The sequence below is a fragment of the Methanothrix harundinacea 6Ac genome (assembly GCF_000235565.1).
Lineage (GTDB): Archaea > Halobacteriota > Methanosarcinia > Methanotrichales > Methanotrichaceae > Methanocrinis > Methanocrinis harundinaceus.
Map to the genome: position 1 here is coordinate 1,484,626 of NC_017527.1, position 23,287 is coordinate 1,507,912.

Annotated in this window: 22 protein-coding genes; 10 read left to right on the top strand and 12 right to left on the bottom strand. The window is 59.6% G+C overall.

Annotation, left to right across the window (positions count from 1 at the left end; genetic code table 11):
- Window positions 1-127: 127 nt before the first annotated feature.
- The 4 genes from MHAR_RS07090 to ribH form a co-directional block, all read right to left on the bottom strand.
- Window positions 128-1,072 (bottom strand): IS5 family transposase, encoded by a 945-nt coding sequence (locus tag MHAR_RS07090; RefSeq protein ID WP_014586696.1) that lies wholly within the window; start codon window positions 1,070-1,072, stop codon window positions 128-130.
- A gap of 54 nt (window positions 1,073-1,126) precedes the next feature.
- Window positions 1,127-1,426: a tetratricopeptide repeat protein gene (locus tag MHAR_RS12900; protein WP_081472295.1), complete on the bottom strand. Its 300-nt coding sequence runs from the start codon at window positions 1,424-1,426 to the stop codon at window positions 1,127-1,129.
- A gap of 247 nt (window positions 1,427-1,673) precedes the next feature.
- A complete protein-coding gene (locus MHAR_RS07095) occupies window positions 1,674-2,810 on the bottom strand; it encodes a pyridoxal phosphate-dependent aminotransferase (protein WP_014586929.1) in 1,137 nt (378 codons plus the stop codon).
- A 2-nt stretch (window positions 2,811-2,812) separates the two neighbouring features.
- Window positions 2,813-3,223, bottom strand: coding sequence for a 6,7-dimethyl-8-ribityllumazine synthase (gene ribH, locus MHAR_RS07100; RefSeq protein WP_014586930.1), 411 nt, complete (start codon window positions 3,221-3,223; stop codon window positions 2,813-2,815).
- A gap of 136 nt (window positions 3,224-3,359) precedes the next feature.
- Here ribH and ilvE point away from each other — a divergent pair, with 136 nt between their 5' ends.
- Window positions 3,360-4,226, top strand: coding sequence for a branched-chain-amino-acid transaminase (ilvE, locus tag MHAR_RS07105; protein WP_014586931.1), 867 nt, complete (start codon window positions 3,360-3,362; stop codon window positions 4,224-4,226).
- A 33-nt stretch (window positions 4,227-4,259) separates the two neighbouring features.
- Here ilvE and MHAR_RS07110 read toward each other — a convergent pair whose 3' ends face one another.
- Window positions 4,260-4,652: a secondary thiamine-phosphate synthase enzyme YjbQ gene (locus tag MHAR_RS07110; RefSeq protein WP_014586932.1), complete on the bottom strand. Its 393-nt coding sequence runs from the start codon at window positions 4,650-4,652 to the stop codon at window positions 4,260-4,262.
- A 157-nt stretch (window positions 4,653-4,809) separates the two neighbouring features.
- Window positions 4,810-5,445, bottom strand: a complete 636-nt coding sequence (locus MHAR_RS07115; protein ID WP_014586933.1) for a hypothetical protein — start codon at window positions 5,443-5,445, stop codon at window positions 4,810-4,812.
- Between the two features lie 233 nt (window positions 5,446-5,678).
- Here MHAR_RS07115 and MHAR_RS07120 point away from each other — a divergent pair, with 233 nt between their 5' ends.
- The 4 genes from MHAR_RS07120 (at window position 5,679) to MHAR_RS07135 (ending at window position 11,282) form a co-directional block, all read left to right on the top strand.
- Entirely contained in the window at window positions 5,679-6,752 is a 1,074-nt protein-coding gene (locus MHAR_RS07120; protein WP_014586934.1) for an MBL fold metallo-hydrolase, read from the top strand.
- 88 nt (window positions 6,753-6,840) lie between these two features.
- Window positions 6,841-7,878, top strand: a complete 1,038-nt coding sequence (locus MHAR_RS13700) for a hypothetical protein (protein WP_228369518.1) — start codon at window positions 6,841-6,843, stop codon at window positions 7,876-7,878.
- The gene (locus tag MHAR_RS07130; protein WP_014586936.1) at window positions 7,875-9,890 is read left to right on the top strand and encodes a transglutaminase domain-containing protein; all 2,016 of its coding nucleotides are present in this window, start codon (window positions 7,875-7,877) and stop codon (window positions 9,888-9,890) included. The genes MHAR_RS13700 and MHAR_RS07130 overlap by 4 nt, the downstream gene beginning before the upstream one ends.
- Window positions 9,891-9,971: 81 nt before the next feature.
- Complete coding sequence (locus MHAR_RS07135; protein ID WP_014586937.1) at window positions 9,972-11,282, top strand: cation diffusion facilitator family transporter; 1,311 nt, start codon at window positions 9,972-9,974, stop codon at window positions 11,280-11,282.
- Between the two features lie 126 nt (window positions 11,283-11,408).
- Here the strand turns inward: MHAR_RS07135 and MHAR_RS07140 are convergent, their stop codons facing one another.
- Entirely contained in the window at window positions 11,409-13,328 is a 1,920-nt protein-coding gene (locus MHAR_RS07140) for an FG-GAP repeat domain-containing protein (protein WP_014586938.1), read from the bottom strand.
- A 6-nt stretch (window positions 13,329-13,334) separates the two neighbouring features.
- Window positions 13,335-13,532 carry a hypothetical protein gene (locus tag MHAR_RS13390; RefSeq protein ID WP_143763336.1) on the bottom strand — a complete coding sequence of 66 codons (198 nt, stop codon included), beginning with the start codon at window positions 13,530-13,532 and terminating at the stop codon, window positions 13,335-13,337.
- Between the two features lie 88 nt (window positions 13,533-13,620).
- Here MHAR_RS13390 and MHAR_RS07145 point away from each other — a divergent pair, with 88 nt between their 5' ends.
- The 5 genes from MHAR_RS07145 (at window position 13,621) to MHAR_RS07165 (ending at window position 17,794) form a co-directional block, all read left to right on the top strand.
- Entirely contained in the window at window positions 13,621-14,655 is a 1,035-nt protein-coding gene (locus MHAR_RS07145) for a hypothetical protein (protein ID WP_014586939.1), read from the top strand.
- A 101-nt stretch (window positions 14,656-14,756) separates the two neighbouring features.
- Window positions 14,757-16,151, top strand: coding sequence for an MFS transporter (locus MHAR_RS07150; protein ID WP_014586940.1), 1,395 nt, complete (start codon window positions 14,757-14,759; stop codon window positions 16,149-16,151).
- 239 nt (window positions 16,152-16,390) lie between these two features.
- On the top strand, window positions 16,391-16,816 hold the full coding sequence (locus tag MHAR_RS07155) for a NifB/NifX family molybdenum-iron cluster-binding protein (protein ID WP_014586941.1): 426 nt from the start codon (window positions 16,391-16,393) through the stop codon (window positions 16,814-16,816).
- Window positions 16,817-16,822: 6 nt separating this feature from the next.
- Window positions 16,823-17,182 (top strand): NifB/NifX family molybdenum-iron cluster-binding protein, encoded by a 360-nt coding sequence (locus tag MHAR_RS07160; RefSeq protein ID WP_014586942.1) that lies wholly within the window; start codon window positions 16,823-16,825, stop codon window positions 17,180-17,182.
- Window positions 17,183-17,332: 150 nt separating this feature from the next.
- Window positions 17,333-17,794 carry a hypothetical protein gene (locus MHAR_RS07165; RefSeq protein ID WP_014586943.1) on the top strand — a complete coding sequence of 154 codons (462 nt, stop codon included), beginning with the start codon at window positions 17,333-17,335 and terminating at the stop codon, window positions 17,792-17,794.
- A gap of 72 nt (window positions 17,795-17,866) precedes the next feature.
- On the opposite strand, the gene MHAR_RS07170 is transcribed toward MHAR_RS07165, so the two are convergent.
- The 4 genes from MHAR_RS07170 to MHAR_RS07185 form a co-directional block, all read right to left on the bottom strand.
- A complete protein-coding gene (locus MHAR_RS07170) occupies window positions 17,867-20,224 on the bottom strand; it encodes a DUF11 domain-containing protein (RefSeq protein WP_014586944.1) in 2,358 nt (785 codons plus the stop codon).
- A 123-nt stretch (window positions 20,225-20,347) separates the two neighbouring features.
- Complete coding sequence (locus MHAR_RS07175) at window positions 20,348-20,908, bottom strand: hypothetical protein (RefSeq protein ID WP_228369519.1); 561 nt, start codon at window positions 20,906-20,908, stop codon at window positions 20,348-20,350.
- A gap of 11 nt (window positions 20,909-20,919) precedes the next feature.
- Window positions 20,920-21,612, bottom strand: a complete 693-nt coding sequence (locus MHAR_RS07180; RefSeq protein WP_014586946.1) for a hypothetical protein — start codon at window positions 21,610-21,612, stop codon at window positions 20,920-20,922.
- 370 nt (window positions 21,613-21,982) lie between these two features.
- Window positions 21,983-22,702, bottom strand: a complete 720-nt coding sequence (locus MHAR_RS07185) for a hypothetical protein (RefSeq protein ID WP_048144475.1) — start codon at window positions 22,700-22,702, stop codon at window positions 21,983-21,985.
- Between the last annotated feature and the right edge of the window lie 585 nt (window positions 22,703-23,287).

Below are 23,287 nucleotides of genomic sequence, written 5' to 3' on the forward strand. Positions count from 1 at the left end.
TGTAATGAGTATTCCTATTTACCATTGCCCATTCTTTAATTATCTCGGATCCGTCTCTTATTTTAGCTCGTTCTCCGCTCTTAATCGATTCTCGATCCTTTTCCTCGTTTTTCGTCGATAGCTACCGCTATTTTGAGACGATTTCAGCATTTTTAAGTGTACATAGCTGGTATAAGTCGAAAGCAAAGGCAGTGAATACCATTTTAACGTGAACTCTCGGGATCGTCGTTACCATTACATGCGCGCTTCGGAACACTCTTTTAATAACAGCAAACTGACGTTCGCCCGGAAATCTCAGTTTGCTAATCAAGCGGTTTCGCAGCTTATCGAGATCGCTTAGAGGATGACCCGCTGCTGCACGTTTCATTGTGAAGTCGTTTCCCTTAGCCTTCACACCGAAATATCCTTTGTCCCTGAGGACCACCTCTCCTTCAACCGATAGATCAACCCGACTATCGTGCACCGAAGCAGTTGTCGATTCGATGCTCCTTATCAGGCCGTAATCGATATCGACTTTAGAATGAAGTTTATAACCAAAATGGAGTTCCTCACCCTTCTTAGCCCAAGTTCCATCCCTGCTCCGACGAGTCCTAGCGGTCTCTCTTCTTGGTTTCTTTGAACCTCCTGGGTCGGCCTCTATAAACGTTGCATCCTGAATGGTTCCTCTTTTTACCTGAAGCCCTTTAAAATCGAGCTGTCTCTGGAGCTCTTCCCAAACGGACTCATCCTTTCCCGTCTGGGCCATCCGCTCGCGAAAAAGCCATATCGTCCTGGAATCGGGTATAGAATCAGGAAATCCTAAGAATTTCATAAAAGATATTCGATCCGAAATCTGCTTTTCAGTCTCGAGGTCGCTCAACCCGTACCACTGCTGGAGCAAAAGCACCTTGAGCATCAGGATAACATCAAAGTTCGGCCTTCCGCCTCGTTCGGTTTTATTATGATACATCTCTTCAAGAATTGGTCGAAATGGTTCCCACTCGATCAAGTTCGTTATCTTTGAAAGCCTATCGCCCAGCTTCTCTACGTTCTTGTAAGCTTCTCGAAGGCCCCAGGCAGTAAAAGAACTCATACACTATTCATGTATATATTAGTATATAATGTTTTCCATAGACATGCTAGGTTTTTAGGAATCCTCTATAGCCTCGTTGTATTGATTTAAAGCGTAATGGACGTTCCCTTTGCCAACCAATGCATCTAATTGTATTTCTGTTGGAACAGTCGGACTCTCATTCAGCACAGCCTCATAACATTCCAACGAAAGATCGTATTTATCAAGATTGTAAAGAGCGTCACCTTTCGCAATTAGAGCATTATTATGTCTAGGATTCTCTTTAAGAGTGAGATCATAATATTTTATAGCTTCTTCGTATCTTCCACGATTATAGTACTTATTACCTTCATAGTATGGCGCTTTATCTCTCATTTCGATCCTCCATTATCAGTTTAGAGGCAGAGATATTCACTTTAGTGCGACTCCTCAACTTTCTCGCTTTGGCTAGCAGCCGTCTTTTTTTCGTTTCTCTCACAATCATCTCTATTCTCATCTGAATCGCACTCGACCAGTTCTTTCTCTTCGTATCTGTCATAATTCTTCACTAATTTATTAAGAGTCGTGATTTATTAGATCCCGGCCGAGGGGTCAACCCCCCCGGCCTTCGCGATCGAGCCCCTCACCCCAGCATCTTCTCTATCCTCGCCAGAGCCTCCGTGAGCCTCTCCCGCGAGGCGGCGTAGGAGATCCGGACGTGATCGACTCCGCCCGGTCCGAAGGCCGAGCCGGGGGTCGCCGCCAGCATCGCCTCGGAGAGCATCCTCTCGGCGAATGAGTCTCCGCCGCCGAACTCCGAGACATCCGGAAATACGTAGAAGGCGCCGCCGGGAAGCGGGCATCGGATGCCGATCTCCGCGAGCCCCGCGACGAGGAGGTCCCGCCGGGCCCGAAACTCCGCCACCATGCCGTTGATGCTCTCCTGGGGGCCCTTGAGGGCCTCGACCCCCGCCCACTGGACGAAGGTGGTGGCGTGGGAGACGGAGTGGGAGAGGATCCTGTTCACCCACTTCATCACCTCCTGGGGCCCTGCCAGATAGCCGAGCCTCCAGCCGGTCATGGCGTAGCACTTGGAGAAGCCGTTGACGGTGACGGTCCTCTCCTCCATCCCGGAGAAGGAGCCGATGCTGAGGTGATCCTGGCCGTAGATGATCTTCTCGTAGATCTCGTCGGATAAGACCATCAGGTCGTGGTCGACGGCCAGGTCCCGGATCTCCTCGAGGATCCTCCTCCCGAAGACGGCGCCGGTGGGGTTGGAGGGGGAGTTGACCAGGATCATCTTCGTCTTGGGGGTTATGGAGTCGGCGAGGGAGACCGGCTCGAACCTGTCGTCCACCTCGGCCCACCGCACTCTGCCGCCGGCGAAGTTGATGCAGGGCTCGTAGCTGACCCAGGAGGGGCCGATGAGGACGCCCTCGTCGCCCTCGTCGAGGAGGGCCTGCATCGCCGCGAAGATCGCCATCTTCGCCCCCGGGACGACGGATACCAGGTCCGGGGAGACCTCGATCCCGTTCTCCTGGCTGAGCTTCTCGGCGATCGCCGCCCGGAGCTCCGGGATCCCGCTGGTGGGGAGGTAGTGGGTGTCCCCCCTCGCGAGCGACCTGATGGCGGCGTCGCAGATGTTCTTGGGGGTGTCGAAGTCGGGCTCCCCCACTCCCAGGTCGATGACGTCGAGCCCCGCGGCGTTCAGCTTCTTCGCCATCGCCGAGATCTTCATCGTCGTCGACTCGGGGATCGAGGCGAGTCTCTCGGATACCAAATCTAATCACCCTTCAGCCTTTTGACCATCTTGACCGCGGCCTCCACGGCCCGCTTCGAGTAGTCTATCCGGCTGTGGGCGTCCATCCTGGACATCTTGGGGCCGGATATCCCCAAGGTCACGGGCTTGTCGAACTCCAGGGCCAGGTCCATGATCTTCCGCGAGGCCTGCTGGGCGACGATCTCGTCGTGGCCCGTCTCCCCCTGGATGACGCAGCCGATCGTCACCACCGCGTCGACATCCTCCTTCGCCGCCAGCTTCTTGACGGCGAGGGGCATGTCGTAGACCCCCGGGACGTGGAGGGTGGCTACGACTTCTGCACCCAGAAATTCTGCATGTTCTCTTCCCAGGATCTCCATCTGGTACGTTATATCCCGGTTGAACTCTGCGACCACAAAACCAAGTTTTATCATAGATCCAACACCGCCGATGGGAGGCTGCTTCTTTAGCCGGGCGCATTTTGCGCTAATAAACCCATCGATCGTCGGTGGCTGGTACGGTCAAAACCCATTTATCCCTGGCCAATTCATCCGGGGTGGTGGATGGCTTATGAGCTGGATCTATCTGGATGGGAAGTTCGTCCCCGCTGAAGAGGCGGCGGTCTCGGTTTACGATCACGGCCTTCTGTACGGCGACGGGGTATTCGAGGGGATCAGGGCCTACAACGGTAGGGTTTTCAGGCTGGAGGAGCACGTCAAGAGGCTCTACGACTCCGCCAAGGCGATCATGCTGGAGATACCGATGACGGAGGAGGAGATGGCGGCCGCGATCCGGGAGACCCTCCGAAAGAACGGCCTCTCGGACGCCTACATCCGTCCCCTCGTCACCCGGGGCGTCGGCGACCTGGGGCTCGACCCCAGGAAGTGCGCAAAGCCGACGGTGATGATCATCTCCCAGAAGTGGGACGCCATGTACGGGGACCTCTACGACGTCGGCCTCACCGCCATCACCGTCACCGTCAGGAGAAACTCCCCGGCGGCGCTTCCCCCCAACATAAAGTCCCTCAACTACCTCAACAACATCCTCGCCAAGATCGAGGCGAACGTCAAGGGCGGGAACGAGGCGATCTTCCTCGACGACGCCGGAAACATCTCCGAGGGGAGCGGCGACAACATCTTCGTCGTCAAGGACGGTGAGATCTCGACCCCCTACACCGCGAACAACCTGAAGGGGATCACCAGGCTCGCCGTCATCGAGGTCGCCCTGGCCAGGGGGTACGGTGTGAAGGAGGCAAACCTCGGCCTCTTCGACCTCTACACCGCCGACGAGATCTTCGTCACCGGGACGGCGGCGGAGGTCGCCCCCGTCACCAAGATCGACGGGAGGGTGATAAGCGGCGGAAGGCCCGGCCCCGTCACAAAGGATCTGATGGAGGGGTTCAAGGAGATGACGATGACGACGGGAACCCCCATCTGACCCATCCCCGACGTCGAAAGATATGGGGCCGGACTACCCCGGGAGGACCCTGACGATGACGTTCCTCCGTCGGGGGCCGTCCAGCTCGACGAAGAGGACCCGTTGCCACGTCCCCAGGGCAAGACACCCTTCCTCGACGGGTATGGTCCGGCTGTTTCCTAAAAGGACGGCCTGGAGGTGGGCGTGGGCGTTCTCATCGATCCTATCGTGGAGGTACCCGTCCCCCGGAGGGGCGAGGGACATAAGCCTCCGGAGGAGGTCGGCGACGAGGCCGGTCTCGGCCTCGTTGATGACGATCCCGGTGGTGGTGTGGAGGGTGTAGACGAGGCAGATTCCCTCGGCGACGCCGCTCTCTCCCACGGCCTCGTTCACCTGGCGGGTTATGTCTATCACCTGAACCGGCTCATCCGTCTTTATCTCGAGCAAAGAGGTCACCCCATCTGCAGAGGAGTTCTAAGCCCCGGCGGAATTTAAGCCGAACGGGCGGGGATCGCCGCGTATCCCTTATCCAAACCTCTTAGAGAGAGGGGGGCCCTTTCTCAGCTGACCCGCTTCCTCGAAAAAAATTATGGCCTGGCCCCTCCTAAAAGGCCGGCCCCTCGGAGAACCTCAGGGTCTTCTCCACCTCGAAGACCCCGGAGAAGGCCTCGTGCCCCTTCATGTCCTTATAGAAGATCTTGTGCCACCGGTAGTCGTTCTGCCAGGTGCCGTTGAAGCTCGTGGCGATGTCCATCCCCACCAGGTGGGCGGGGCTGGCTTCCCTCAGGGCCGCGGCCTCCGCGGGGTCGGAGGCCCGAGAGCCGGGGTCGGTGGAGGCGAAGTAGGTCTTCTGGACCCGCTCCATCTCCGTCACCTCGAAGGCCTCCTTCACCTCGGCGCCGATGCCGCCGTAGAAGGCCTTGGAGTGGATGAACTTCGCCCCCACCAGGGGGGTCTTGCCGGAGTAGCTCATCTTCACCTCCTCCAGGAGGTTGAGGGGGACGGAGGTGCCGTTCAGGGTCCCCCAGACGTCTCCGGCCCGGTTGGAGACGGCGCTCTTCTGGTCCATCTCCAGCCGGCCGTCTCCGTAGACGTAGGTGTAGTACTCCAGCCCCATCCTCCTGTCGACGACAGAGGTGCCCACCTCGAAGTAGCCGGTTCCCGATGCCCTGACCCTGTTGTAGAAGTCCTCGCTCTGGGCAGGCTCGGGGATCGCCGGATTTCCGGCAGCCCCTCCCATCGCCAGGACGGCGATGAGGAGGATCGCTCCAAAAGTAGCCCCCTTCGTCCCTCTCGCCCCACAATAGCTCCTTGCTCCACTCTATCGCTTATTAATTGAAATATGTGTCGTTTGAAGGGCCGGTCCGGATGGCTTAAATCTCTCAAACCCAGATGGTGAGAGGCCAACCGAGAAATCCTGGCGGTGGAGAACGAAGGGAATAGAACGGCAGAGGGGGGATCCGAGGTGGTGGCTTGAAGATCGAGGTCTGGACCTGGGGGACGGGAGGGCCCTTCGGCAGGGAGCTGGGGGTCGGGGCGAATCGACGGCGAAGAGGGCATACGGCGACCTCGATCGTCATCCCGGCCGGCGAGGCTGGAGGCGCCCCCGGCGCCCACATCCTCATCGACGCTGGGGCCCCCGTCGTCGAGCGGATGATCGAGGCGGGGGTCACCGCCCCAGACCTCCTCTTCCTCACCCACCCCCACTTCGACCACGTATCAGACCTCGACAGGCTTGCCAACAGCAGGATGAGGGGCCTGATGGTCCGGTCGGGGGTGAGGGATTTTGAGAGGGCGGCGAAGCTCTTCGGCCCCCTGCCGGTGATCGGGACCGAGGACTGTCTCCACCACCCGGAGGACGGGGTCATGGGGAGGTTCGGCTACCTGGGCGGCCTCGTCTCCTGGAGGCCCCTATCGGATTACGACGTCTGGCAGAGGGTCCGGAGGCCCGACGGCGCCCTCCTTCCCCCGGAGTCCCGGGGAGAGGCGTTGATGCTGGCGGGGGCCAGCCGGAGGAGCGGGGGGGCGGTCGAAGGGGCACCGTCGGAGAGGGTCGGTCTTCCCGATCCCGGGTCGCTCTTCCCCTTCGAGATCAAGGCCCTCCCGGTCCGCCACTCGAAGCATTCCCCAGGCTCCTGCCTCTTCGTATTCAGGTTGGGCTTCGGTCCAGTCGGCAGTCCTGGCGGAGACGGCCCGAGGGTAAGGAGCGTCGTCATCTCCGGGGACTTCAAAACGATGGAGGAGGGGGTCCTCGAGAGCCCCGACCTCCGGGACCCCGCCTGCCTCGTCCTCGACGCGAATACCATCAAGGCCCCCGGAGATTATCATGCGAGCCTGGAGGAGGAGAGGGCCCTCATCGACCGATGGACCTCGGGGGAGGAGGAGGTCCTGGTCCTCTTTAACCACCTCTCCGGCTTCGGGGACTATCGGGGGGGGTTCTACGACCACGTCCCCGACGACGAGGAGTGGAGGGCGGCCGCGAGGTTTCCCACCAAGCCGAAGGTGACGGTCAGGATCGCCGAGGACGGGGAGTGCTATCGCATATGATCTCCGGGGATAGAAGCGCTACGGAGCCTTTAAGAAGATGGCCGACTGTGGCCAATACCACGAGATCCGTCAGGGGGATGTCACCATCTTGAGAACTGAGCCGTTTCTGGTATTACTTACGGTCCTCCTCCTCGCCCAGGCGGCGAGCTCGAAAGAGGAGGCCGTCGACCTCGGACCCCACCGGGTCACCTTCAGCCTCCCCTCCTCCGTCGAATGCGCCCTAACAGTGGCGGAGCCCTTGGAGGGGAGGACGCCCACCGGGATAGATTACATCGAGAGGTCGATAGACCTGGACTGCGGCGGGGGTCGGGCTTCGATCAGTTTGAGGGCGCATCAGAGCCCCGTCCCGGCGGGGGACGGGGTCGTCAGGGCCCTCAGCAAAAAGACCCCCTGGGGGATCGGGGTCGTGGGGGTGGAGACCGAGGCGAGGCTCGTCGACCGGCACACCGGATATCTGACGACCTTCTCTTTGGCGAGGGGGGGTGAGGTCTATCAGGCCGCCTACTGGCTAGATCGGCACCTGGCCCCCGGGGACTTCATGGGATCGACCTATTGCGTCATCTCCTCCAGCCTTCCCTGGACGGCGACCAAGGAGCTCCTCGACTCGATCCACCTCGAGGTGAAGGAGGAGGCGGCGAGGGCCTCGACGGTGGAGACGGTGGCGGTCGGTCCCTATCTGGTCTACTTCGACCTCGGGGGTCTCAGCTACACCGTCTTTACGGAGGGACCCCATGCCGGCGATCCTGAGCCGGGGGCGGAGAGGTACAGGGCCATCCTCGCAAGTGGGCAGCGGAGGGCGACGATCGAGATCGACGGCTACGACGACTACAGGATGGTGAACCTGGAGACGGAGCGGCTCCTCGCCGAGGCCCACCTCCAGGCGAAGGGGTACACCAGGAACAACGGGTCGGTGTGGACGGTCGGGGGAGAGGCCGGCATCCTCGGCGTGGGGGAGGACGAGGACCACCAGATCCTCTTCGTCGCCATCTTCTGGCCAGGCCAGGTCGAGGCCGGGGAGGGAGTGCTCCTGGCGAGGACCAGGTGCGAGGTCGAGTCGAGCTTCTTGTGGAACGCGACGGAGATCCTCCTCGACACGATCAGGGTGGAGAGGATCGGGGAGGTTTGATCGTTCTCGGACCTCGGGATTGGGGCGGGGCCGGCTTCCTGGCGGCTTTTCTCCTCCTTCTCCTCTCTTCTGCCGCGGCCTTCCAGGCTGAACCCTCGCCCCCGACCGTCGCCATCGCCAGGGTCGAGACTAACCCCCCCGGCTCCGACGGGGGCCGGGAGTGGGCGGAGCTCTTCAACGACGGCGCGTTAGACGCCGAGGTCGGGGGGTGGAGGATTTTGACCCGGACGGGGGAGGGGGTGACGATCCCCCCGGGGACGATCGTCCCTTCCCGGGCCCGCCTGAGGGTAGCCTTCGATGGGGGCGAGGGCCCCTCCCTATCTGATGAGGGGGAGTCGATCTCCCTCCTCAATGAGTCCGCCAGGGCTGTCGACGAAACCCCACCCCTGAACGATTCGGAGAACTCCCACGGCGTATGGACGCGGCTCTCGGAGGAGGGGGATGCTCTAGTTGGAGGCTGGCGGTTTGAGCCCCTCTTTTCGCGGATCGACGACCACGCCCTCCGGGCCCCCCCGGAGGCGGAGGTCTCCCTCGAAGATCTCGCCCGATACCTGGAGGCCCCGGCTAAAAACGACGAAGAGCGGGCCCGGGCGATCTACCGGTGGGTCACCGACAGGATCGAATACGACGTCGAAGCCGCCATGATGGGAGGCGGCAGGGGCCGGACTCCCCAGGTGGTTTTAGAGGATCGTAGAGGGGTCTGCAGCGAGTACAGCGCCCTCTTCGAGAGGCTCTGCCAGCTATCCGGCCTGGAGGCGGAGGTGATCCGGGGGTATGGGAAGGGTTACGGCTACGCCGTCGGCTCTGGGATACCCCGCATCAGCAACCACGCCTGGAACGCCGTCAGGATCGACGGGACCTGGCGGCTCCTCGACTCCACCTGGGGGGCTGGCCACCTCGAACCCGGAGAGGGGTTCGTCGAGAGCTTCGAGGAGTTCTACTTCCTCACCCCCCCCGAGGATCTGGTCTGGACCCACCTCCCCGATGATTCCGCCTGGCAGCTTCTGGAGACGCCGATATCGAGGGAGGAGTTCGAGGCCCTCCCCTACGCGAAGCCCGCCCTCTTCAGGGACGATATCCAGATAGATAGTCCCCCCGGCGGAACGATCGAGGTCGAGGAGATCCCGACCGTCACTTTGTCGGCCCCCCCCGGGGTCTCTATCATCGCCGGGCTTCGGGACGGTTCGGGGACGGAGCTACCCGGCCGGTTCGTCCAGGTCCAGAGGTCCGGGGAAAAGATCCTGGTGAGGGCTGCCGCCCCCGGCCCCGGAGACTACACCCTCCGGATCTACTCGAGGAGGGGCGGCGGCGAGGGTGGGGATCAGAAAGTCTACGACTGGGCCCTAGACTATCGTATCGAGGCCGGGCCGGATGCTCCCGTTGAGACGGGGTTTCCCGTCGTCTGGGATCTCTTCTGGGATCTGGGCCTCGACTTCAAGAGCCATCCCCAGGGGCTGATCGAGGCGGGCTCGGAGCTCTCGGTAATCATCTCGGCCCCCGGGGACGTCCGCCTCCTGGCGAGGCTCCTGGACGGGGAGGGCCGGGAGCTCCCCGAGGAGAGGACGATCTCCCAGAGGGTGGTGGGTGAGGAGGGCGGATACGGGGTGACGGCATCGTTCCCGAAGGCGGGGAACTACACCCTTCGAATCTACGCGAAGCGGGGAGGCGAAGCCGGCGGCGAGTACGCCTCCGTCGCCGAGTACTCGGTGGTGGCCTCCTCCGGGAGGGAGGAGGCCGTCTATCCCAGGACCACCGGATCCTTCGCCGAAGTCGGAGCTCTTCTCATCCGCCCCCTGGAGGGGAGGCTCGCCGCCGGGGAGGCGGTCGATTTCGAGGTCATCGTCCCCGGCGCCGAGGATGTGGCGGTGATCTCTGGGGGAGAGTGGATCCGTCTTTTCCGGGACGGGGAGATCTTCCGGGGATCGGCCTCTCCGGCGGGGGAGGTCCAGGTGGCGGCCCGGTTCGGAGGCGGGGCAGCCTATCAGGTCCTCCTCGTCTACTCCATCGTCTGAGGAGGGGTTCGGTACAGGTCTTCATCCGGAGGATGGATCAAGGGAGGATGCGAGAGATCGGCGGAGAAGGGGTGCTGAGGGATGAGAAGAGAGGTTTGGGATGATGCTGGAGGTTCGGAGGTCGGGAGGGAGCGGGATCGGGGCGGCGGTCCCGGAGCCGGCAGGTTGAAGGAGCCGGAGGCTGAAGGTAGGGCGGCGGCGACGGACTCCATCGCCTCTGACCCCGTGGCGAGGGTCGCCCTCCTCTCCCTCCTCGTGAACCTATCCCTGGTCGGGATCAAGCTCCTCCTCTCGGAGATATCCGGAAGCCTCGCCCTCCGGGCCGACGCCGTCCACTCCGTCGTCGACGTCTTCGGATCGACGGCCCTGATCCTCGGGGTCGTCATCTCCGGGAGGAGGAGCAAGAGCTTCCCCTACGGCCTCTACAAGGTGGAGAACCTCGTCGCCGTCGTCATCTCCCTCCTCCTCTTCCTCACCGCCTACGAGATCGGCCGGGAGGCGATGATGGGGACCGCCGCGGAGGCGGCCCCCGGCGGCTGGGTCCTCCTGGCGGTGGCGGCCCTCGTCCCCGTACCCCTCCTCTTCGGGAGCTACGAGGTGCGGGTCGGAAAAAAGCACAGCTCTCCGAGCCTCGTCGCCGACGGCCGCCAGTTCCGGGCCGACGTCCTCACCGAGCTCGTCGTCTTCGCCGCCCTGGCGGGGCAGCTAGTCGGCCTGCCTCTCGATAGAGTGGCCGCTGGGATCATCGCCGTCCTCATCATCAGGGCCGGCTGGGAGATCCTCGTCTCGGGGATGAGGGTCCTTCTGGACGCCTCCATCGACTCGGCGACCTTGAGGAGGATCGAGGCGACCATCGAGGCCCACCCCGAGGTCTCAATCGTGGAGGAGGTCCTGGGGAGAAACTCGGGGCGCTATCTATTCGTCGAGGCGAAGGTGGCCTTCCGGGTCACCGACCTCGCCCGGGCCCATCAGGCGAGCCAGCGGATCGAGGGGGATATTAGGGAGGCGGTCCCCAACGTCGACCGGGTCCTGATCCACTACGAGCCGAAGCCAAAGGACCACATCCGTTACGCCGTCGCCCTGGCGGACCTGGGTGGAAAGGTGAGCCGCCACTTCGGGGAGTCCCCCTACTTCGCCCTCGTCGACTTCGACCTCAAAGGGCGGCGGGTGGAGGGGCAGACGATCATATCAAACCCCTACCGAGAGCTGGAGAAGGGGAAGGGGCTGAAGGTGGCAGCCCTCCTCCTCGCCAAGAAGCCCGACGTCGTCGTCGCCGGCGAGAGCCTGGCGGGGAAGGGTCCCGGCTATGCCCTCGCCGAGGCGGGGGTTGAGACGGTGATGACGGAGGCGGCTGACCTGCAAGAGGTGGTGGCGGAGATGGGCGGAGCGTGAGAGTCGGTAACTGAAGGGTCAAAATGGAGGGTCAAAACCGGTGGCGTCTCCGGCAAAAGAGGCCTTGGGCGCGTGCGATAAATGAAAAGAGGCGGGGATTGAAGCGCCCCCGGCCCCAGCATCCTTCTAAAAGCTCCCCGCTTCGATGACCGACCACGTCCTCCTCCAGCCATCGCTGGCCTTCAAGAGCGCGAGGTTGCCGCCGCCGTCGGTGCTGTAAAACTCGCCCTGGCCTGCGGCCGGATCGTAGAATAGGAGGTCGGTGAATCCGTCACCGTTGAACTCTCCGGGGACGATCGTCGACCAGGTCCTTCGCCACCCGCTGTGAGATTTCAGGAGCCTGATGTTCCCGGTCCCGTCGGTGGCGTAGAACTCCCCCTGGCCGGCGGCGGGGTCGTAGAAGAGGAGGTCGGTGAATCCGTCGCCGTTGAACTCTCCGGGGACGATCGATGACCACGTCCTCCTCCATCCGCTGTGAGATTTCAGGAGTCTGATGTTCCCGCTACCGTCGGTGGCGTAGAACTCGCCCTGGCCTGCGGAGGGGTCGTAGAATAGGAGGTCGGTGAATCCGTCTCCGTTGAACTCTCCGGGGACGATCGATGACCATGTCCTCCGCCACCCGCTGTGAGATTGGAGGTGCCTGATGTTCCCGGTCCCGTCGGTGGCGTAGAACTCGCCCTGGCCGGCGGCGGGGTCGTAGAATAGGAGGTCGGTGAATCCGTCTCCGTTGAAATCTCCGGGGACGATCGCCGACCATGTCCTCCTCCATCCGTCGCTCGCCTTCAAAAGCCTGATGTTCCCGCTTCCATCGGTGGCGTAGAACTCGCCCTGGCCTGCGGAGGGGTCGTAGAATAGGAGGTCGGTGAATCCGTCGCCGTTGAAATCTCCGGGGACGATGATAGACCATGTCCTCCGCCAGCCAGAGCTGCTCTTCAACAGCTGGATGTTACCGCTACCGTCCGTCGAATAGAACTCACCCTGGCCGGCGGCCGGATCGTAGAATAGAAGGTCTGCATAGCCGCCGCCCGTAGGCCCAGGGAAGCCGTCGCTTTCATCATGCTCCGGCCCCGGGGAGCCGTCAGCGCCGCCGCTGAACACTCCGGGGACGATGATCGACCATGTCCTCCTCCATCCGCTGTGAGACTGCAGGAGCCTGATGTTACCGCTCCCATCGGTGGCGTAAAACTCGCCCTGGCCGGCGGCGGGATCGTAGAATAGGAGGTCGGTGTATCCGTCGCTGTTGAAGTCTCCGGGCATGATCATCGACCATGTCCTCCTCCATCCGCTATGAGATTTCAGGAGCCTGATGTTCCCGGTCCCGTCGGTGGCGTAGAACTCCCCCTGGCCTGCGGCCGGGTCGTAGAATAGGAGATCGGTGTACTCGTCACCGTTGAAGTCTCCGGGGACGATCGATGACCATGTCCTCCTCCATCCGTCGCTCGCCTTCAAAAGCCTGATGTTCCCGCTCCCATCGGTGGCGTAGAACTCCCCCTGGCCTGCGGCCGGATCGTAGAATAGGAGGTCGGTGAATCCGTCACCATTGAAGTCTCCGGGGACGATGATCGACCATGTCCTTCGCCACCCGCTGTGAGATTGGAGGAGCCTGATGTTCCCGGTCCCGTCGGTGGCGTAGAACTCGCCCTGGCCTGCGGCGGAGTCGTAGAATAGGAGGTCGGTGAATCCGTCACCGTTGAAGTCTCCGGGGACGATCATCGACCATGTCCTCCTCCATCCGCTGTGAGATTGGAGGAGCCTGATGTCGCCCCTTCCGTCGGTGCTGTAGAACTCGCCCTCGCCTGCGGCCGGATCGTAGAATAGGAGGTCGGTGAATCCGTCACCATTGAAGTCTCCGGGAACGATCATCGACCACGTCGCCCTCCAATTTCGATAATTTTTTAAGAGATCTGCGTTTCCGGCTCCGTCCGTCGAATAGAACTCACCCTGGCCAGTGGTGGGATCGTAGAACAGAAGATCCGACTCACCGAAAGCTCCGTCCAGGCAGAACGCCGAGATCATCAAGACCATCGCCAGTCCCTTCCAGCTCATCTCTTATCACCTCAGATCCTCTCGATTATTCATATCAATAGAAATAAAATACGATGGCCAGATATAAATAGCTTCGTCTCCGGTCGATTTTTCGAATGAGTGAAGGGGCTCCACCCCCTCGTCGACGACGGCCCCGTCTCCAGCCTCTCCGGTTTTGCTCCTCCGACCAATAGGTCCCATCTCGGGCTTGTATCCGCCTCCCAAGTTCCGCCACCTTTTAGTAGAAATAACTAACTAATTAATCGATATAATCTGCAAGCTCTCGATTAAGATATCAGGAGAACGAAATATTATGAAAACCTACATCAAATCTGCCGGCAAAGGGGTCCGGGGAAGGTCTCTGGCCCTCCTCCCGACCCTTCCCCTTCTTCTGACGGTCATCCTAATAGGAACCGCTTTTGCCCTTCCCTTCTCGGTAGGGCCGAATGATAAAGACGAGTACCATTTCCTCGTCGGCGCCCCCGGCGAGATCCGGGTTCAGGCCTCCTGGACGGGAACCGCCAATAACCTCGCCCTGATCCTCAACGGCCCCGGCCAGGTGAACGCCTACGCCCGACAGGACGGCCCAAGCCCCCTGGAGATCCGGTATCTCGTCACCAGCGCCGACGTCGCCAAAGGCGAAACCTGGACGATGGGGATCTGGAACTTCGGCGGAGGGACGGCGGAGGGGGACCTGATCCTCACCTCCCCGGGCGCCCCCTTCTCCGTCGGCTCCGGATCGGCGGAAGTACTTGAGATCCGCTTCCCGGTGAGGTCTCCGGGGCTGATCAGCGCCCAGGCCATCTGGGCGGGATCCAGAGAGCTCGACCTCGCCCTCAACGGCCCTGGAAATTTCGGGACTCATGCCCTGGGCCAGAGCCCCCTGGGGAAGGGGTACATGGTCACCAACGACGACCTCCTGAAGGGGCAGACCTGGCTCCTCACCCTCGAGAGCCACGAGCTTGACCCGTCCCAGACCGCCACCGGGACGATCCATCTCTCTTATCCCGGCGAGTGCTCCTGGACCGGGATCTGGGAGACGAACTTCGGCGATATGGAGCTGGTCCAGGAGGGGTCCACGGTCACCGGGAGCTACACCCACGACCAGGGGCGGATCAGCGGGACGGTCTCCGGCAACACCTTCACAGGGACCTGGTCGGAGGCCCCCTCCTACAGTCCATCGAACGATGCCGGAGGGGTTCAGCTGGTAATGGCGGAGGGCTGCACCTCTTTCAGGGGCTCCTGGAGGTACGGCCACGATAAGACGAGCTGGGACGGGGACTGGACCGGCACCAGGGCGCGAGGGGGTCTCGACCTCCGCCCCAAGGGCTTCGGGATCTTCGGATAGGGGTTTTGGGGCGCCTCACCCCCCCCACTTCCGCCAGCGCCTCCGGAGTCCTTTCAGGCTCCAAAGCCTTAACTCACCCTCTCCCATAACCCAGGCCAGGAATGACCGAAGACCCCTCCCAGAAGATGGCGGCCCTGGCAGCGGCGGCGGGCAGCTCCTTTCTCACCCCCTTCATGGGCTCCTCGGTGAACATCGCCCTCCCGGCGATCGGCGAGGAGTTCTCCTTGGACGCTGTCACCTTGAGCTGGGTGGCGACATCGGCGGTCCTGGCGGCGGCGATCTTCCTCGTCCCCTTCGGCCGCCTCGCCGACATCCACGGCCGAAAAAGGGTCTTCACCTGGGGCGTCGTCACCTATACGGGCTCGGCCCTCCTCTGCGCCCTCGCGACCTCGGCCCCGATGCTGATAGCCTTTCGGTTCACCCAAGGGATGGGAGGGGCGATGATCTTCGGGACCGGCACCGCCATCCTCACCTCCGCCTTCCCCGCCCGGGAGCGGGGGAAGGCCCTGGGGGTGAGCGTCGCCGCCGTATACCTCGGCCTCACCCTGGGGCCGTCCCTGGGGGGGCTCCTCACCTTCACCTTCGGCTGGAGGGCGGTCTTCCTCTCTAACCTCCCCGTCGGCCTCCTGCTGCTCCTCTTGATCGCCTGGCGGCTCCGAGGGGAGGTGGCCGAGGCCCGGGGCGAGAGCTTCGACCTCCTAGGCTCTGCCCTCTACTGCCTCGGCCTTCTCGCCACGATCTACGGCTTCTCCAGGCTGCCGGAGCCCGTCGGCGGAGGTCTCCTCCTCCTCGGCCTCGCCGGCATCGCCGCCTTCGCCCTCTGGGAGTCGAGGACGACGAGCCCCCTCCTGGAGACGAGCCTCTTTCGGGATAACAGGCCCTTCGCCCTCTCAAACCTCGCCGCCCTGATCAACTACACCGCCACCTTCGGGGTGGGTTTCCTCCTCAGCCTCCACCTCCAGTATGTCCAGGGCTTCTCGGCCCGGGAGGCAGGGCTGGTCCTGATGGCCCAGCCTCTGCTGATGATCTTCGTCGCCCTCCTCTCGGGCTGGCTCAGCGACCGGATGAGCCCCGGGATCCTGGCGGGACTAGGGATGGGGCTGACTACCGCGAGCCTCCTAACCCTCCTCGACCTCGGGCGGGAGACCTCCCTCTGGTCGGTGATCGGAAGCCTGATGATCCTCGGCCTCGGCGTCGGCCTATTCTCCTCCCCCAACACCAACGCCGTAATGAGCTCCGTCCAGCCGAGGTTCTACGGCGTCGCCTCCTCGACCCTGGGGACGATGAGGCTCTCTGGCCACATGCTGAGCATGGGGATAGTGATCCTCGCCCTCTCCCTTTACATGGGGCGGGTGCCGATCGCCCCTGAGAGCATAGACCTCTTCATATTGAGCGGTCAGGCCTCCCTCCTCGCCTTCGCCGCCCTCTCTTTTTTGGGGATATTCGCGAGCATGGCCGGCTTGCGGCGACCGGAGCCTCCCGGCCGGGGTAGATGAAGGGCAAAACGGGTGGATGGGGATCGAAATTCCCTCCCCGGCTTCGAGGATCGACCTCATCATTTATGTAAATCTATACCGGCTATTTTTCTACAAAATCCGCGCAACCTTGAAATAGATGGTGGCATATATCCGGGGTACAGGAGTTATAACAATACCATCTGCGATTTGCTTTGAGATCACAGCAGGTCGCCGAATGTGATGAGAATATCAGAAAGTATCTTTGAGGAAGTATTGATATGAAAATTTGTGTTACAGCCACCGGCCCAGGCCTCGAAGCCCCCGCCGACCCGAGGTTTGGAAGGTGCGCCTACTTCGTGATCGTGGACGTTGATACGATGGTGGCGGAATCGATCTCCAACTCCAGCGCCAGCGCCGCCAGCGGCGCCGGGATCCAGGCGGCCCAGACGATCGCCAACGCAGGTGCTGCTGCTCTTATAACTGGCAACATCGGCCCCAACGCCGCCGAGACCCTGAAGGCCGCAGGGGTGAAGGTCTACCTCGCCTCGGGCGGGACAGTTCGAGAGGCTGTGGAGAGGTTCAAGAAAGGAGAGCTCACCGAGACCTCCTCCGCCTCGGTCCAGCCCCACTCGGGGATGGGCCGCGGCGGAGGCCGGGGCGGCGGTCGTGGCGGCGGAAGGGGACAGGGCGGTCAGAACCGGTGATCTGGTATGAAAGTTGCAGTTCCAACCATGGGGGATAAAGGGCTCGAGGAGCTGATCTGCGCTCACTTCGGGCGGGCCGAGACCTTCACGATAGTCGACATCGATTCCGGGGACGTCGAGGTTTTGAAGAATACAAGCGAGCACATGGGAGGGACCGGCCTTCCTCCGGAGCTGATCTCCGCCAGGGGAGCCCACGTCATGCTGGCGGGGGGGCTCGGCCCCAAGGCGGTGAAGATGTTCGAGGGGTTCGGCATCGAGGTCTTCATCGGGGCTACCGGTACCGTCCGGGACGCCATAGCCGACTGGAAGGAGGGGTACCTGGAGGAGGCCACCGACGAGAACGCCTGCCGGGAGCACCGCCACTGATTCCCCGGACGAATCCGGAAAGGGGGGGATGAATGGCCCCCTCCTTGGGCGATCCTCTCTTTTGTAATGCCGACGATCATCTCGGCCTCCAATGGCAATCCTCAAATCATATCTCGTTCTCACCGACTTCTTAGGCAAAGGTGATTGAGATTGGATTTTGAGGAAAGCGGCCAGGACATGATAGAGATTGACGAGCTGACGGAGGCGCTCTACTCGTGCATCTCCTTTCGGAAGGGGGAGCGGCCCGATCTCCATCGGCTGAAAGGCCTCTTCATCGATGAAGGGATGCTGATAAACAACAACGACGACCCCCTGATCTTTTCCATCCATCAGTTCGTGGATGCCATCGATTGTCAGATCTCCGCCGGGAGCCTCACCTCCTTCAGCGAGCGCGAGGTGGCGGAGAGGACCGAGATCTTCGGAAAGATCGCCCATCGGTTCAGCACCTACGAGGCGAGGTTCGACCCCGAGGATGCGGATCCCATCTCCATCGGGATCAACAGCATCCAGCTCGTGAAGGTGGAGGGGTCCTGGCGGGTGAGCTGTCTCGTCTGGAACGACGAGAGGGAGGGCCAGCGGATTCCTGAAAAGTATATTTTGGCGAATAAATAGTCAAATTGGCTGAGCGGCTTCCTTGATAACATTTGGTGCGGGAGAACAGATCCCCCGCACCCTAATAACGTTTCACTGGCTCATAGAGCAGATCTCGTCGCAGGTTGTCTCTTCGGAGTAGCCGACGTACTCGAAGTCCCAGTTCGGAGGCCGCCACGTCGAGCCGATCCGCTCTTTATCCACCTGTTCGATGTCGATAACGGCGGTTGCATATACTGGGTGCTCTGGAAGCCCGTCGAGAGACTTGGGGTCTACTCTGACAACGTTCACAAACCTTCCTGCGTGGAGCGCCTCTACACTGTAAGTTATGGTCTCCGTATCGAACGGCTCGATATCCTCCAAGTTCCATGTGATGGTACCGTTATCCTCCGATGAAGCTGGGAATGTGGGGTCCAGAAGCTTCATGCCTTCTGGCAACTGGTCGGTCACCGTGGCAGCTCTGTCGCTATTGGCATCGTTGTTGACGTATATTTTGTACCAGACGATGCTACCATTCTGGGGATCTAACTGGGCCGTCTTAACAACCGACACGCCGTTGGATCCGCAGATCCATTCGCTGCCGTTGTAACCGCCGCAGGCTTCCACTCTGTTCACCAGCTCTGCTGGATGATGGGTCAAGGACTCCACGTGAAGAGCTTTCGTCACCTCCAGGCTGAATATTATGGTGGCGACATCCCCTATACCAAGATGCGTCAGCGTCCAGTTGGCATACTTATCATTCAGCTCTGTGGGCCTTACCGAGGCGGGATGGATGAAAACAGATCCCGGCGGGAAGATGTCCCTCACGTAGACTGGTGCAAGCGCCCTGTCCCCGTCGTTCTCGATACTGATGGTGTAGGTGGCGATCGTTTCGTTTACCCCGATCGTCTCCTCGTCGATCCATTCTAAGGTCGTGGTGACGTTCAAATGGGGCAGGTTGTATTTTGGAGCCGACACGTATAGGTTTATTCTCCTCTCGATCAAGTGGTTGCCCTCGTAGAGCTCGTCAAAGTCTAGGCTGTCCCTCAGAATCGCCCTGTACCTGGCTCGGCCCGAGAAGTTGGCGATGGTTTCGGTATTGTTTAGTCCTGCCGCCACCGCGGATTTATAGAGATAATCGGCACTGGTGTACTCCTCGCCGATGTAGCTTCCGCCTGGGCTTCTGGAGTACATGCCCTCCTTCCACCTCATCGAAGACTCAATCGAGACGTCATCAGTGAGGCTCTGGCTCATCGGCGCGTGTACAAGGCTTATGTCTTTTGAGATGTAGTTTGTGTAGGTTCTTATCATCTCCTCAGAGTCGTAGGTTCCAGTGCCAGATTCGTAGCTGCTCTGATTGGAACCGATGCCCTTGTTGACGGCGACGCGGCCCGTTCCTGAGACGTACTTGTCGGAGGTGACGCTAGATCCGTACTCGTCGACGATCTGCAGTATCCTAAAGCTCCCGAAGTAGTCCTCGCGGGACTCGAAGAGCGGCAGCGCCTGAGGCGTTGGAGGTGGTGAGGGAGCAGGTCCGTTGGAAGAGGTTGAAGTATCGAAAGGCATCTTCAAAAATCCGATGTGACCGGTCCCGTTGAACACCGATTCTATATTCATCACCGACTCGTTCTCGTCGAGAAACATCCTAGACTTGCGGTCTATCGATGTCGCGTACCTGTACGATTCGCTCATTGAGGCCCCGGTCGCCCAGTTTTCGGCGCTGGCAATCTGGGTCCATTTCGAAGAGTAGTTCACCGTCCTGTTGTTGTAGAGGTGGATAGAAGTCGATTTGTATCCTGAAGACCCGTCCTTTTCCATCGATATCGACGTGTTCTCCGTCCTGAGCTTTAGCTTCTCATCGCTTTCGTAAGTGCCGCTGCCGTGCTCCATGATATCGAGCTTTGTATTGCTGATGGCAACTGAAACTGAGGCGTTAACGGGAGCCGTCTGATCAGAGTCGATCGTTGCCACGTTTTTCAGGTTATGGCCTACAGGGCTCGTGGATAGGCTATCCCTGACGCTCACAAACCCCTCACCGACGACCCGCCCCTCTTCGGAGAATTCGAGATCCTGAATATCGTGAACCATAACCCCTATCCCGATAACTCCCCCTTCGCCTGGGGAGAGATCTCCTATCTCCCACACATTCACCGTTCCCGGCTTCGGATCGATCGATGCCTGGACGAACTCGGTCCCGGGGGGATAACTCTCGGTTATATCGACTCCGGTAAGATCAGTATCCCCGTCATTTTCGTAAAATATGGCGTAATACAGGGGCTCTCCTGGAGATACGCTGGTGGCGGATGCGATCTTCATAATAGAGACGCTCGCCTCGCCCTGGGCTGAGGTGGCCGAGATGAAGAAAATTGATGCGAGCAATAGCATGAACAAAATTAGTTTCAGTTCTCGTTTGATGTTGCTCCTGGCGTGGTAGAAGATCGAGATCGAGAAGGTATATTTCAATTCAATCATTCTGATACCCGAACTTTCTTGGACCATTATAAATCAATGCGTTCTCTTGATGGTTAAGTTCAAACTATAGCATTTCTGAGCCAACACCCATCTGAGGACGTTTTGTATCTAATCGCCTACCTTCTATCTCCAATCCCAATGCCCACAGCAGCCATTGCAGCCATCGATAAAGAGCGCGGCGGGGCCGAAGGTCTCCGGCAGGGCCTGGTCAGCTTGCTCGTTGAACGTGGCGTAGCTGAGTTCCGGCTCTTCGAGGATGCTCACGTTGTATTGAAGAGTTTGGCTGCCAGCGTCGTAGACAGGATCGAATAGCTCGACCACTGCTACATCCTCATCCTCATCTGCATCCAGGATCTCGATGGCGGCGTTTGGCGGATTCTCAGCCGAGAAGGCCAAGCTGTCGAGGAACTGCTGCATCTCCGCCTGGATGACGATCCGTTCCGGCCGGTCCGAGAAGGCGATCGTCTGGGGAGCGACGCCCATGAGGGTCAGGGTGTAGAGGTTATCCACGCCCTCTACAGGGATCAGGATTCCGGACTGGGCGGTCTGGACGAACATGAAGGTTACGTTCTTCTCACGTTGGAGTTCTTCGGTCTCTTCGGCCAGCACTCCATAGCTCACCGTGAAAAGGGCCATCGCCAGAAGGGCGATGGCCGCAAAAGTCTTTGTAATCACTCTATCCACCTTCCGTGCTCTCATACGGGTGTTCGATATGGGTATTCACTATTATCCGGGGAAATATAGCATTTCTTGCAACATCCACCATCATAATTACAGAGAAGCTGCCACCAACTCCAGGAAGTCGAGTAACAATTCGAATCGCAACCTTCCATTGCGATATTCCAAAGACAAGGGCAATCGTCGATGAAGAGAGCAGTGGGGCCGAAGGTCTCCGGCAGGGCCTTGTCGTGGCGTTCGTTGAAGACTGCATAGCTGTGGTCCGGCTCTTCAAGGATGCTGATGTTGTACTGCAGGGTTTGACTGGCAGAGTCGTAGATTGGATCGAAGAGCGCGACCACTGCTACATCCTCGTCCTCATCCGCCTCCAGGATCTCAATGGCGGCATTCGGCGGGTTCTCAACCGAGAAGCCCAGGCCGTCGAGGAACTGCTGCATCGGTGCCTGGACTACGATCCTCTCCGGCCGGTCCGAGAAGGCGATCGTCTGAGGAGCGACGCCCATGAGGGTCAGGGTGTAGAGGTTCTCCTGGCCTTCGATAGGTACGAGGGTCCCGGAATGGGCGGTCTGGACGAACATGAAGGTGACGTTCTTCTCAGCTTCAATCTCTTCAACATCCTCAACTTCTGGCTCTTCGGCCAGCACCCCACAGCTCGCTGCGAGGATCGCCATCACCAGAAGGGAGATGGCCGCAATGGCTTTTTTGTACATTTTAATTCGCCCCCTATGACATATATATCCTTGGATAGTGTCGAGGCCAGTATCAGGGCAGTCTGACATTTTGTTCACAGTCTGAGTTGGGCGGCAACAGAAGCTACCGCGAAGAATCGCGGTATCAACACTCAGACTAATATCATGAGGCGTATCGCTACCTTCTGACTCCGGAACGGGATTCATGGCAAATATGTGCATGATTGAGTCAGCTTATCGCTATCCTGAAGTTACCCACACGGAATAGCGAAGAGCCTCAAACCTGGAGAGGGGCACTAAAAAATAATAACCTGCACCACTTTGGTGGTGCAAGTCATTATCTTTTTACTATCCATGGCCCCATAGTGAGCCTTCGTTGGCTTATTGCTACTTAATTACCACAGTCGTACTCGCACTGAGAACCGTAGGAATCGGTACAGCCATGCCCGTGGTCATACGAACACCATTCACAACGCGCATGCGCCCAGTTATAGCACCTGCCTACTTTGATCTTCCCACAAAATGTCCCATCCAAAGTACAGCATCTCCACCAGCCGTCAGAACAATCGTCTATGAACAGGGTGGCGGGACCAAAGGTCTCCGGCAGGGCCTGGTCAGCACGCTCGTTGAAGACGGCATAGCTGTGGTCCGGCATCTCCAGTATGCTCACGTTGTACTGGAGGGTCTGGCTCTCATTGTCATAGACTGGATCGAATAGCTCGACGACGGCTACATCCTCCTCTTCATCGGCGTCCAGGATCTCTAGGGCGGCGTTCGGCGGATTCTCAGCCTCGAAACACATGCCGTCGAGGAACTGCTGCATCTCCGCCTGGGCCACGATCCGCTCCGGACGGTCCGAGAAGGCGATGGTCTGAGGAGCGACTCCCATGAGGGTCAGGGTGAAGAGGTTCTCCTGGCCTTCGACAGGGACTAGGGTTCCGGACTGGGCGGTCTGGACGAACATGAAGGTGACGTTCTTCTCGGATTGCAGCTCTTCGAGATCTTCAACTTCTACCTCGGTTCCTTCAGCCTCTTCCGCCATCACTCCACCGCTAACGGTGAGGAGCGCCATCGCCAGAACGGCCATGACAGCACGCGCTTTCTTGCTCATATTTATCTACCTCTTATGATGATTTTGCACAGTCTACAGGCATGTTTGCTTCCCTTAAGCCGGGCATATACCAGAGGAACCTAAATAAAAACCAGGTGGTGAAAACCTTTTCCTTCGCTGAACTCTCTGGTACATGTCAAGCATAATAGGGCAGCCATTCATCCACCTTATTTCAGGTTATTGGATTTTTTAAGTTTTTAAGCTTTTCTAAATATACACTCATCCGCTTTTCAGTTTGAAGCGTCTTAATATGATAAAAAACAACTCTCCAGCCATTGTTTTAATTCTTATATACTCTTCCTTCATGAGGTCAGAATATTTGCGATTGGCCGAATCCAAATTATAATGAATCAGTCCCCATAATGCAAATTATAATAGTCTGTACGATCATTTTTTGATTTTTTTTCCGTCATTAGAGTGAATCTGTATCCTGATTAGCGTATCCGCGAATGCCATAATGGTCGCGACGGAGATGAATGGGTCGCGTACTCGCTCTACTGAAAATCGCCACTCGAATCGAATTCAAGGGATCTATTTTTCCGCTAAACAGCAATTACGTCACCCGTTAGCGCTATTCAGTAATCT